Genomic DNA, 13,013 nt, shown 5'->3' on the forward strand with positions numbered 1-13,013 from the left:
CGCGGGTACAAACACGGTTGCTATATTGTCGGCTATCAATCCTCCAAACCAGCGTAGCCGCAAGCGCGATTGACAACGTTCGCTGCCCCTTGGAGCGAACGGTCGGTGGTGTCGATGGCGCGCGGACCGAACGGCAGATGGTCCCAACTGGGTGGAACTGCAGGTGCTGAGCTGCACCAGTTGTCGTACGCGAGTAGATCATCTGATTGGTAACCGGTCTCGACCTCGGGAGGAGTCCCGACGGTGGCCAGGTTCAGGACCCGCGCCAGGTCATTCACCTGATCCGAACTCGGCGTCCCTGACCTATCGATGCGATCGACAATCGCTATCGCCAGTGACCGACACCGGACTATCGGCCGGTGCAGATAGCTGTTCGGCAGATCCTGGAACACGAAGGCCTTCTCGACGGGGCGGTAGTCCGCGCCGTCGCGGAAAACCTCGGCCCCCCACCACAATCGAGCGATTGCCTGCTTGTGAATTGGTCCCCACCAGCGGTCATCGGCGACCGTGCCGTCGGTGCCAGCCCACCGCCACTCGACGTACCGGCAGTAGCGCAGCGCGAGCCACTGCCATACCCCACGGTCGGCGGCCTCTGAACGCAACAGTCGAAGTGCGTAGTGGATCCGCGGAGCGAGCCACCGGTCGCTGTGTGTCCTGTCTGCCCAGAATGCTTCGGTGGTTCGTGTCTTGACCTCGGCCATCAGTGCATCGAGTACTTCGAGTCCGATCGAATTTCCGTCCAGCCGGCGAAGTTCTGTCGCTCTAGAATCCTGCTCGGCGTTGTAGTGGGGGCGTTCGAGCGCATCCAGGCGGACAGGAAGCGTGTGAAGCGCATCAGACATGTTTCACGTCCTTGCATACGTTCATGACTGTGTCCGATAATCCGGTCATTCGGTCCAGCACCAGATCGGCTTCGGCCCAGAACTGGGCCGTGGCGGCGGGATTACCTTCCAGTGCGGCGATTTTCTCGTAGAGGTCCTCGACCGAGTTGGTGTCCGAAAGCTCCCGTGACATCGCCTCGCAGGCGCTTTGCAGGATCCGGGTAGAAGGACCTGTTGCAGGTGCTCCGTACTCGCCGGGAGCAATCTCGTCGATGGCGGCACGAAGCAGTGAGTTCGTGACTTGACGAGCGATCATCGCACCCAGTAGATCGCGATGCCGGCGACGCTCTAACTTGGCGTTCTCAGCCTTTATCAACGCCTCGAATCCATCGATACCGCTATTCAGGTACAGCAGTGGCGGCGACTCGTTGAGGTCGAGGTAGCAGTAACTCATCGGACTGCGCCGAGCCTCCGGCGGGGCGTCATCACTCGTGAAGTCGATCCAGGCACTGCTTATGGGCGGGGCTCCCGCAGGGCGAGGCGCTTCACCGGCCTCCACGATCAGCGCCCACTCGACGCCGGCCCCGACAATCCGCAGCCGTTCATTGTGCGTGGCGACAAGCTCGACCGTCAGCGATGCCTTCTGCGTCACGGCCGACCGTGGTATGCAGATCTGGGCATCGAACCGAGAGCCATCTGAGTGCGGGGCCATCGGGTATGCGCGACGCAGTTGCGTTGTCGGGCAAGCCAGCAGAACATGGGCCGTCAAGCCGGTCAACCCGGCGGGCAGGGGCTGGTCGGTGGTTGCCGAGATCTCGATGTCGGCGACGGACCACACCCGCTCCGAGGCTTTCAGTCGCAGGTAGTCCGAGTCGATGACATCGTCGTGGCGCTCGCTGTCCAGACTGAACTGTGTTACCTGGCAATCCCATTGATCTCGGTAGGTGGGCCAGGCGAACCGCGGCGTCACGGAATGTCCTGCGCTTCTGGTTGTGCGGAGGTTGGGGCGACATCGGCACGACCGATGCGTATGTCGACTGCAGACTCCATTGCCGGTATGGGAAGCGTCGTGGTGCTCACTCCACGGACAGTCGTTGTCAGCAGCCGCCCACGGGGCTTGTGGAGCAGGACCACTGTATTGCCGGACTGCTCAGCCGGCGGATCGGCATCCAGTTGATCCCATGGGATGTCCTGATAGCCGCCATCGAGCCCGACCAACGCCAGGCGGGGCTCCACGGACCACCCCTCAGGACGGTTGCGCGCGCGGATCTCGAAGTCGAGATGCCAGGCGCCATCGACGACCGTGGCATTGTGAATTCTTATCTCCGGCTTGCGGACCGACGCGGTGCCACGTGCACCACTGCCACCCGATTCGCCCTGTAGAAATGCCAAATTCTTGAAGATTGATTTCGGCGGCGTGTCACCTGATGGCGCCGGTGCACCGAAGATGTCGGAAAGCTGATCGAGGATCGCCTGTCGAATGTTCCTGAGATTTGGCACCCACGGGGCTTTGTAATGAGCCGTGAGATTGGCTTGCGACGTCTTGGTGCGACCTGACCCCGGTATCCACTGGTCATGTGCGGGCGGCTCGGCGAATCGCAGGAAATCGTCTGCCCGTTCCTCTTCCAGAGATGGTGAATCCGGGTTGACGGCGGCGCCCGCCATCAAGAACGCGTGATAAGTGCGGCCCTCGAATTCCTTATCGACAGTCTGCACAACCATCTCGGGGCGTCGAAAGAGGCACACCTTGTTCTCCAGGGAGTCTTTCTGGTCATCGGACAGGGTGACGACCAGCTTCGCGGTGTGCTCGAACGCGATGTGGCGCTCTTCGGCATCGGTACGGGCTGAGATCGAGATCGGTACGTCCCTGACCACGACATCGCCCAATTCATTCAGTTCGTCATCGATCTGGCCTGCGTCGACCTTTCGAAGGGCACGTACGAGTTCGGTGTACTGCTCCTCGGGGTCGACGGTGTGTTGGTAGACGGTACGGTCGCCATCGAGGACCTCCACCCGAACCCGCAGGCGGTCCCGTGTTAGCAAGGGCCAGAATTCCTCTTCGATTGCGGCTTCCAGACTCTTGGCGAACTCGTGGACCTGGGCGATATCACCTAGGCCTTTTTCGGGTTCGTCCGGGTCGTAGAAACCGAGCAACAACGCGGATGTTCCGGGACGGTCGTCCTCTCGTCGGAGCCAAAGACGGTGCGCTAGGTCGGCATCTTCCCACACGGAAGCAACGTCGTCATTGGCCTCCTGGACACCGAAGAAACCCCGGCCCTGAAAGTTCGTCGAGGAAAGTTGATGCACGACGCCCTGATTGACGCCGATGATCCGGTTGTGCCGGCGACCGTTTACGGCGTCGGAGGGCTGCAGTGTCGAGTTGAATAGGACTGTCTGGAGTCGCGAGAACCGCCAGTAGACGGCCTTGCCAAGGCCGAAGGACCCACCTGAGGTCTTGTCCTTACCGCTGTACAAGTCCAACCGGCACAGCTTGACGAAGTTTCCGTAAGCATCGGCGTCCCCCTCTGCAAACTCGGGACCAGTGAGTCCCTTGGCGCCGTAGTCCGCGATCCGGAGCAACGTCAGGGACTCGGCGGATTTGAGGGCCGCCAGCCCTGATTGAAGCTGGCCGGCGGTCACCGCACCCGTCGCCGCGTCGGCCATGGCTGCGAGGTGGGGCTCCAACTGGTCATGCCAGGCGACTGCGTCTTCGAAGCGTTGCCGGTCGTCGCCGGACAGAACGATGAACGAGTATACGAGATCCGCGGGCCCCGGAAGCCGCGCGTCATTGCTGTTCTGAGCACTCTCGCGGGCAAGCGACGAAAGGCCGGCGTTCACCGTCCATTGATTGGCGTTCCCGTAGTTTGCGTAGTTTCGGCTCTGCTCTTCCCATCGCCAGGTAACGGTCAAGACTCTCCTTGCAAGTTGTACGTCGGTTGCGTCTCATCTTGGATTGTTTGTCGGAAAGATTCGAGCATTTCGATTCTACGAATGTCGGTGCATAGTTCACCGGGCGTACCGCATCTCTTCCTCCAGACCGGAGTAGTGAACGGTTGCAGGGCGATTGCGCCATCGGATGTTGTCTTCGACATCGATGATCAAGCACTTTTCGGTTCCGCCGAAGGCGGGACCGCGCATTCCGCGACCGACCATCTGCTCGTACAGAACGTTGCTCGTTGTCGGCCGCGCGACCACCACACAGCGGACGGACGGCGCATCGAAGCCTGTGGTGAGCACGCCATAGTTACAGAGGACGGACAGTTCGTTGTTGCGGAATCGTTCGATGATGGCTCGACGGGTTGCAGGCCTCGTCGTACCGAGGACACACCCGGAGGACCTGCCGCGGCGCCGCAGCAGGCTGGACAAGGCCTGGGCGTGCTGGACCGAACACGCGAACACAAGCACCGGCCACGCCGGATCGAGCTTCATGAGTCGTTCGATCAAACGGCGGTTGCGTCGGTGCTCTTCACCAAGTTTCGTGAGGACCTCCGGGTGCACGTCATCGAAAACTTCGTAGTGATCGGCATACGCTCTGGTTGTCGACAGTTCGATCCGGTCGGCGTCATAATCGAGGCTCTCCTCCTCAATACGAGCTAGGACACCTCGGCCGCGCAACGTCTGCAGCGGGTCCGCGCCGAGGCTCGGTGCATTGAGGATGTTGTTGTGGAACCGGCGGCGTAACCGACGGGTTTCATCCTCGCTGGTACGACGAGGTGTGGCCGTGAGACCGATTAGAGCCGAGCGGGCTCGCTTCTGCCGAAAGTTGAACCCCAGTGCGTTGAGGACATCGCCGTAACTGGGTGCGAGAGCGCGGTGGGCCTCATCGATCACGACGACGCCGAGGCTGTCCTGGAGGTTCTCGAGTTGGTCTCGAGCTAAGGTGCCGCGGGCATGGAGTTTCTGGACGCTGGACACGACGACACCACACTCCGACGGAACGGCATTCTTGTTAGCCCACAGACGGCCGATCGTCAACGTCTCCCGGAACGGGTAGTTTCCGTGGCCGAGGTCGAACCAGACTTCACGGATTGCTTGCACGGCCTGCTCGCAGAGCTCGTCGCTATGTGCAATCCAGAGGATGCGCGGTCGATCCTCTCGTGTCTGTCGCCATTTCAAGAGCGCTTCGACAGCGGTCCTCGTTTTCCCGGCACCCGTGGGCAGTGTCAGGATCGCTCGGTTGGCGTCTTCGGGACCATCCAGGACGTTCACCAGTTTCTCGAATAGCTCGATCTGGAAGTCGACCAACGTAGGAAGTTTGACGCAGGGCTCGACTTCGAGCATGTCGGGCACCGATATGGTTCCCCTCGATCCTGCGAACGCCGGCGGCATGTTGATGGTTTTGACGAAGAACCTCGCCCAGGACTTGCCGGGGTGCCACTTGCGTTGTGCGACGGCGTTCGCGTTGGACCGGTCGCTTCCGCTTCCGCGCATCGACGAGGGATATTCGTGGAGCTTGGCGAGAATCCGGGGGTGGCTGTGGGCGGCGATCAGTCTCCGAAGTTCACGGTCTGACAACAAGTCTGGACCGGCGAGTTCAACCAGCAACTCGTAGACGCCGTCGTCAGTCAGTCGCAGCGTCTTGGGTGGGGTCGTCTCCCGTTCCGCGGCTGCCACGATCCACTCGATCGATCTGCTCCGGCTGTCGCTGGAAAATCGTGCCAGTGCTGCGCGAACCTCGCGAGGTGTGAGCGTGCGCTGAAGGAACCGGACCATCTTGGCCTGTTCGCGCGGACTCACGTCGCTCAGATTCGAAATCGTCGTCTGCGCTTCCAATGTCACGATGTCGGTCCCATTCTCGGTAGGTGAGCTCGAGGCGTCCGTTACACGCAATCTGATTCTCAAGGATGCAGCGCGAGCCTCGAATCGCAGGTAGCGGGCCCATACCGGACTATACGATCAGTGTGCTTGCTCGGCCGGAATCCGTGATGATCAGTCGTCGTAACGGCATGTAATGAGAGTGCCATGCAGTGAGGCTCCAGGCGGGAGAGTGGAGAAGGCCGCAGTGCGTCTTCGGTGCTTGCCATGATCTCCTTTGCTCGCTTCGAATGTCTAGGTGAAGAGCAGCAGTGCGGCGTCGGCTGCCGGATGTTGACATAGCGGAAGGACGCGCTCTGTCGGTACCCCGTGCCATCCTGATCGGCTCGCCTCAGCGGGCACAGCCGCCCGAGACAAGAGGAGAACACGGTGACCGATCACCAACCGCGTCGACGGCCACCCCGCGGTGGCCGCACCGGCACCATTCGCTACGATCCGCAGAAACTTGCCGCCGTCACACACCTGGCGAGGTGGGTTGGTCCGTTGGTTGCCGTCACGGGCCGATGTGTTTGGGGCCTTAGGGGAGGTCATCCGTTATGCGAATCCGCGAACTGCAATCTCGCAACAGGGTGGGGTGTGGACTGTGAACTCCGTTGAATGCCACCAACTTGTGGGGCAAACGTTGACGACGTTGGCCGGCGGGCTCGGGCCCTTCGTCGCGCAGGTCCTGAACCGGGAACTCCCGCCTGGCACCGACTGGGTTGACCTGCTCAGGGCCAAGGACGCGGCCAATGGGCGCCGCGGCGGCGATTACCAGAGCCGCGACCTGGCGCTGATGCTACGGGCGATGACCGAACGCCTCGGCGACCTCGGTTATCCCTTCAACAAGGCGATGCCCCGGCAGGCCGAGATCTACGCCAAGGAGCTGCGCGAGGTTCGCAACAAGTGGGCACACACCGGTGAGTTCACCGTGGCCGAGACCTACCGAGCCATCGATTCCGCGGAACTTCTCCTGCGGGCCATCGGCGCCCCCGAGGTCGCCGCGCAGGTCCACAAGCTCAAGGCTCCCGTGGCGCCCATCGCCACAGCTACGGCACCCTCGCAGCCACCCGCATCCACAGTCGCCGCGTCGGCGCCGGACCCGACACCGCCATCGCTGCCCGCGGCGACGGACGCGCCGCGCATCGAAATCTCCGCCATCGGCGACCTGAGCTACGCGATGGCGCACTGTCGCATCCCCGTCATAGACCACATCACCGTCGACAACACCGGCGGCGACCGTCAGGGCGCGGTCATCGAGGTCGACGTCGTCAGCGCCGAGGGCTCGCATGGTGGGCCGACCGAGATCCACCTCGACCTGCTGGCACACCAGCCGACCGTCTTGAACACCGTCGGCCTCAAACTCGACCCGGCCTCCATGCTGCGCGTTGATGAGCAGCGCCCCGGCGATATCCGCGTGGTCCTTCGCGACGGCGCCGGCGAGGTGCTTGCGGAGACCACCAAGGAAGTCAACATCCTGGCGGCCAGCCAGTGGAAGGCCACCCCGCCGCAACTCGCCCTCGAGATCCTGGCCACCCACGTCCAGCCCAACGCCGCCGCGGTCGCCGCACTGATGATCGACATCTCCGACAGGCTGGGCGCAGCCACCGGAAACTCATCGATCGACGGGTACCAGAGCGAGAACCCCGAACGTGTCGACGCGATTGCGCGCGCAGTCTTCGACGCCGTCAAGGCCCGCGACATCCGCTACGCGGAGCCACCCGCCAGCTGGGGCGATGTCGGCCAGAAGGTGCGAACCCCGGCAGAAGTCCTCGAAGGCCGCCTCGGCACCTGCCTGGACACCACCATGGTGCTGGCCGCCCTCCTCGAACAATGCGGCATCAACTCGACCATCTGGCTGCTGCGCGAACACGCCTTCCTGGGGTACTGGCGCATCGACGGTGCCCTGGCCGCCGTCTCCACCACCGAGGCCGCCGAGGTGGTCAACCAGGTCGACCTCGCCAACATCGGGCTCATCGAAACGACGCTGGTGACACAGTCTGCGCCGGACGCCACCTTCGACGACGCGTGCCGGGCACCCCGCGCGCAGCACCTCGCGGACCTGACGAACATCCTCGGCGTCACCGACATCCGCCAGGCTCGCCGGGCCCGGATCTACCCGCTACCCAGCCGCAGCGCCGACGAAGCCGGCAACATCTCGGTCTCCGAGTACAAACCGGATGGCGGTCCCGTCATCGCGCCGTACGTGGCCGGAGACGCCAAGCCGGCCGAGCAGACGGAGGCCGTCCCGCCGCGGGTCAAGCAGTGGAAGAACGCGTTGCTCGACCTCAGTCTGCGCAACAGACTGATCAACTACACCGACCGCGCCGGGTTTCGCCTCGAAGTCCCCGGCCCTGCGCTGAGCCGGTTCGAAGATGCCGTCAACGCCGGAGCGGGATTCACCCTGCTGGGCTCCGACGAAGTGCAGAACGTCGACATCGCCCGCGGGGTGCGCTTCGGCCGTGACCTGCCCGAGTCCGAACGCGAGATCCTGCTCGCGGACAAGCGCAACGCCTACATCGACATCACCGCGGCGTCCTACAAGGCCAAGCTGCGGTATGTGGCCAACAAGGCGAAGACGATCCGCGAGGAAACCGGCGCCAACAATCTCTACCTGGCCTTCGGCATGCTCACCTGGCAGCTCAACGACCGTCCCTTGCGCTCCCCGCTGGTGCTCGTTCCGGTGACGCTGAGCACCACCAACCGTGGCGAGCGCTACGTCATCACCATGGATGACACCGGCACCTCCACACCCAACTACTGCCTCGTCGAGAAGCTGCGCACGGCACTGGATCTGGAGATCCCTGCGCTCGCCAAGCCGGACGAAGACGCTTCGGGCATCGACCTGAAGGGCACGTTCGACGCGGTGCGCCGCGCTGTCGCCGAAGCGGGTTTGCCGTACCTGGTCGAGGACAGCGTGCACCTGTCGATCCTCCAGTTCGCGAAGTTCCCGCTGTGGAAAGACCTTGACGAGTCGTGGAAGCAGTTGTCCCGCAACAGTTTGGTCCGCCACCTCATCGAGAATCCGCAGAAGCCGTTCACCGATCCCGTCGACGCGCCCGCCGAGGTCGATCTCGATGCGCTGAGCACCGCGGTGCCGGTGCCCGCGGACGCCTCCCAGCTGCATGCCGTCGCCGACGCTGTCGCGGGCCGGACCTTCGTGCTGGAGGGTCCTCCGGGAACCGGGAAATCGCAGACCATCACCAACCTGCTGGCGCACGCCATGAAATCCGGTCGACGGGTGTTGTTCGTGGCCGAGAAGCGCGCGGCGCTGGACGTGGTGAAGAAGCGTCTCGAAAGTGTGGGTCTGGGCGAGCTGTCGTTGGACATCCACGACAAGTCCGCGCGTCCCGCGGCGGTGCGCGCCCAGATCAAGCACGCCCTGGAACTGCGGCTGAACCATGATGCCGATCTGCTGCGCACCGAGCTGCAGGTGGCCGAGTCGAGTCGGCACAGCTTGGCGCGCTACGCCGACCGGCTGCACGAACGCAACGCGGTGGGGCACTCGTTGTACACCGCGCGGTCCGCCGAGCTGGCCGCCGACCAGGACGTCGCCCCGTTGACGGTCCCAAGAAGTCTCGTCACCGGCTCCGACCCCACCGTTTTCGACAATGTCGCGCAAGCTCTGCGCACCCTGCCCGAGAAGTTCGATGACGCGCGCCCCCGACCGGATCATCCGTGGGCCTTCATCGACGCCATCCCAGCAGCGGGATTGGACCCCGTCGGTGTTCACACCGCAGCTGTGGCCTTCGATGCGGCTCTGGCCGAGATCATCGGCGGCGGACTGGCAGTGGACGTCGTGGGTAAGTGCGACAGCCCGGATGTCCTCGACGCCTGGGCGCGACTGACCAACGAGCCGCGTTACCCGCTGGCGGCGATCGACGCCGTCGCGACCGCGCAGTGGCAGACACACATCGCCGCCATCGAACAGCTGCTCGCCAGTCTGTCGACAAAGCCGGACTGGCTTGCGACCGCGACACCGGCCGCCATGGACCTCGACATCCCGGCCATTCACGCCGAAGCGGTCGCGGCCGACGAGTCCGGCTTCTTCGGCCGCAAGAAGCGTCGTCGCGCGGTTCTGGAGAAGCTCACCGGAGTGCTGGTAGTGGACCCGACGGCGGTGAACCTCAAGACACTGTCGGAGCTGACCGGCGAGATGCTCAACAGCCACGTCGTCGTCGCCGATGTGCGGCAGCGGGTTTCGGCGCTACCGGTGACGCTGTTCGACCGGCCGTGGAACCCGCTGGTGGCCGAGGACGCCGCGCACCTCACGCGGAGCTTCGCGGCGCTACGGCGCATCGGGGACATCCTGTCCCAGAAGCCCACCGACCCGCGTGTCGCCGATCTGCGCAAGTTCTACAGCGACACCCAGACCGGGGCGATGGCGGGCCCGTTGGAAGCCACGGCAGCAGGCTGGCGAAGTCTGTCGGCAGCTACCGGGACGGCATCCGACCAGCTCCACCGTTGGGCGGGTGACCGAGGGTTCATCGGACGGTGGTGGGACACTCGCGAAGGCCGCAAGCTCGAGTCCACGGTGACCATCGAACGTTGGGTGGCACTGCTGCAACATGTCCGGCCGCTGCTCATCGCCGACATGGCGGATACTAGCCGGGCGATCCTGGCCGGCAACATCGTGCCCGAGGATGCCAGCTTGGCCTTCGACCGCGGTGTGGCGACCGCGTCCATCGCCGAGAGGCTCGATGCGAGCGGACTCAGCGAATTCGATGTGAACGCGCACGGCAAGGCAATTCAGCGTTTCACCACCAGCGCGAAGTCGATCCGCGGCGAGCTCTGCCGCTCCATTCCCGCAGAGCTGCTCGAACGTCGCACGTTCGATGCGTTCGCGGAAAGCGGTCAGATCGGTCTGCTGAAGCGGCAGTTGGACCGCAAGCGCGGTGGCATGAGCGTGCGTAATCTGATGGCCAACTTCGGGGATCTGATCACCGCGATTTTGCCGTGCACGCTGATGAGCCCCGATTCCGTCGCCCGCTTCTTCCCCGCGCACGCCGACGTCTTCGACATCGTGGTGTTCGACGAGGCATCGCAGATCCGGGTCGCGGATGCGATCGGCGCCATGGGCCGAGCAAAATCGGTTGTGGTGGTGGGGGACAGCAAGCAGATGCCGCCGACGAGTTTCGCCGATGTCGGCGCGTCGGTCGATGACACCGAGGAAGAGGCCAATCCGGAGGTTGTGGCCGACGAGGAATCGATCCTCAGTGAATGCGTGCAGTCACTGGTGCCGCAGCAGTGGCTGTCGTGGCACTACCGCAGCCAGGACGAGGCACTGATCGCGTTCAGCAATCTGCACTACTACAGCGGAAGGCTCGCGTCGTTCCCGGCACCGTTGCCGCCGGCATCGGGACACGGAATCTCCCTCGTCCGCGTCGATGGCCACTTCGAACGGTCCGGGCGCGGAAAGGCGCTACGCACCAACCGGGTCGAAGCCGAACGCATCGTGGCCGACATCCGCAGCCGGTTCGCCTCATCAACCGAGGACGCCCCGTCGATCGGGGTCATCACCTTCAACGCGCAGCAGCGCGATCTCATCGAGAACATGTTGCGCGACACCGGTGATGAGCGACTGCTGCAGGCATTGGACGAGCCGGACGGGCTCTTCGTCAAGAACCTGGAGAATGTGCAGGGCGACGAGCGCGACACCATCCTGTTCTCCGTGGCGTTCAGCAAGAACGACAAAGGTGTCGTGCCGCTGAATTTCGGGCCGTTGTCGCGCCCGGGTGGTGAACGACGCCTGAACGTGGCGATCACCCGCGCGCGGCGCGAGGTGGTGCTGTACGCCAGCTTCGAGCCCTCCGATCTGCGGGCCGAGGAAACGATGCAAGTCGGCACCAAACATCTGCGCGCTTACCTGGAGATGGCGCATCGGGGTGTCGACACCATCACGCAGGGTGGTCGTCGCAACGCGGTCATCGACCGGCATCGTGACGACATCGCCGCGGCGCTGCGCCGGGAAGGCTTCGTCGTATCCGTCGATGTGGGTCTGTCCGACTTCCGCGTCGACTTGGTGATCGCCGACCCCGACGAGCCGGAGCAGCCGCTACTCGCGGTCCTGCTGGATGGGTCGGAGTGGTACGGGCGCCGGACGGTGGCCGACCGCGATGGTCTGCCGGTGGACGTGTTGTCGACGCTGCTGAAATGGCCGGGCGTAGAGCGCGTTTGGCTACCCGAATGGCTGAGCCAACGCGATGAGACGGTGGCGCGCCTGCGGGAAGCGGTTGCCGCTGCCAAGCAGCGGCGCCTGGAACCGGCGCAGGACCAGGTTGCGCCGGCCGCCCAGGTGGCGCATTCGCCGGCGCAGGCGAACGTGGAAGAAGAGTTTGCTTTCCGGTCGGCCCCCACGGTGCAGCAGCCCGCGGCGCCGCAGCGGCCTGTGGCGCCCCGGCAGCACCCCAGCCTCGCGGACTTCAGCCCATGGGTGCCGGTGGTGATCGGTGGGGTCAGCGTGCTCGACGAGATCCACACCAGTTACAACAGGTCGCATGTGGTGAAGGTGATCGAGTCGATCATCGAGTCCGAGGGCCCGGTCCATCGCGATCGGCTCGCCAAGCTGGTGGCCGGTGCCTTCAGCCTCGGCAAGGTCAGCGAGGGACGCCGAACCGCGATCCAGAGGGTCGTGCCCGCCGAGTATCTGCGACGCGATGACCGGGAGTTCTACTGGCCCAATGGCATCGACCCAGGGACGTGGCGAACGGTTCGGACGTCGAAGCGCGGGGAGGGCAGGCCCCTCGGCGAGGTCAGTTTGGTGGAGATCGGCAACGCGATGCGGGTGGTCGCCGAGCAGACCGGCGGCAGCGCGGCCGACGACCTCAAACGTGAGGCGCTGGCGCTGTTCGGAGGCGTTCGGATCACCAAGGACATCGGGGCGCGGCTCGACGAGGCGTTGGAACGGGCTTTGGCCACCGGCGTGTTGAAGGAGCTCCCCTCGCGGATCTTGGTTGTCGGATCGGCATGACCGCAGCCGAATTCGATGACGATCTCTTCGATCGGGTATCCGAGGTGGCGGGCCCCGGCACGGCGATCTTGACGTTGTCGACCAAGAACCTCAACCGGATCACTGCGGTGAGTCGCAAGGGGGTGTTGGTCGAGACCGAACGATCGATGCGCCTTGGTACGGGTCCGCAGCTCGTGCCGGCGTGGATGATTGCCGCGGCGTGGGAGCGACTGTGCGACAAGGGGGAGTTGAGTCAGCAGGAGCTGCTCAACGAGCTCAACGTGAAGCGGTCCGCCTTCGTGTGTGCGTTGGTGGCGAAGTTCCCGGAGGTGCTTATCCGGTCAACGAGGCCAACGGTCCTTGAGTTGGAGGGGCCGGCCTGATAGCAGCAGCGGTCGAGTGCCTAGCCGTTTCCGTCAGCAACGCCACGGCGTGAGGGGGCCAGGCGT

At 64.2% G+C, this 13,013-nt stretch carries 6 protein-coding genes; 2 read left to right on the top strand and 4 right to left on the bottom strand.

Annotated features, from left to right (window positions below; translation table 11 throughout):
- Positions 1–35 precede the first annotated feature (35 nt).
- The 4 genes from EL338_RS08800 to EL338_RS08815 all read right to left on the bottom strand — a co-directional run bounded on the left by EL338_RS08800 (position 36) and on the right by EL338_RS08815 (position 5,600).
- Positions 36–842, bottom strand: a complete 807-nt coding sequence (locus EL338_RS08800) for a DUF6339 family protein (protein WP_126333415.1) — start codon at positions 840–842, stop codon at positions 36–38.
- Positions 835–1,791 (bottom strand): hypothetical protein, encoded by a 957-nt coding sequence (locus EL338_RS08805; RefSeq protein ID WP_126333416.1) that lies wholly within the window; start codon positions 1,789–1,791, stop codon positions 835–837. The genes EL338_RS08800 and EL338_RS08805 overlap by 8 nt, the downstream gene beginning before the upstream one ends.
- Complete coding sequence (locus EL338_RS08810; protein WP_126333417.1) at positions 1,788–3,731, bottom strand: hypothetical protein; 1,944 nt, start codon at positions 3,729–3,731, stop codon at positions 1,788–1,790. The genes EL338_RS08805 and EL338_RS08810 overlap by 4 nt, the downstream gene beginning before the upstream one ends.
- A 96-nt stretch (positions 3,732–3,827) precedes the next feature.
- Positions 3,828–5,600 carry a DEAD/DEAH box helicase gene (locus EL338_RS08815; RefSeq protein WP_126333418.1) on the bottom strand — a complete coding sequence of 591 codons (1,773 nt, stop codon included), beginning with the start codon at positions 5,598–5,600 and terminating at the stop codon, positions 3,828–3,830.
- A gap of 619 nt (positions 5,601–6,219) precedes the next feature.
- Here EL338_RS08815 and proA point away from each other — a divergent pair.
- Complete coding sequence (gene proA / locus EL338_RS08820) at positions 6,220–12,585, top strand: anti-phage protein ProA (RefSeq protein WP_126333419.1); 6,366 nt, start codon at positions 6,220–6,222, stop codon at positions 12,583–12,585.
- The gene (locus tag EL338_RS08825) at positions 12,582–12,947 is read left to right on the top strand and encodes a hypothetical protein (protein WP_126333420.1); all 366 of its coding nucleotides are present in this window, start codon (positions 12,582–12,584) and stop codon (positions 12,945–12,947) included. Before proA ends, EL338_RS08825 begins: the two co-directional genes overlap by 4 nt.
- Positions 12,948–13,013 lie beyond the last annotated feature (66 nt).

It is taken from the genome of Mycolicibacterium chitae (genome assembly GCF_900637205.1).
GTDB classification, from domain to species: domain Bacteria; phylum Actinomycetota; class Actinomycetes; order Mycobacteriales; family Mycobacteriaceae; genus Mycobacterium; species Mycobacterium chitae.

What these genes read in the sequence shown, in the direction of transcription:
- EL338_RS08825 (WP_126333420.1), top strand. Translation starts at nt 12,582, where the DNA reads ATGACCGCAGCCGAATTCGATGACGATCTCTTCGATCGGGTATCCGAG.
- EL338_RS08800 (WP_126333415.1), bottom strand. Translation starts at nt 842, where the DNA reads ATGTCTGATGCGCTTCACACGCTTCCTGTCCGCCTGGATGCGCTCGAA.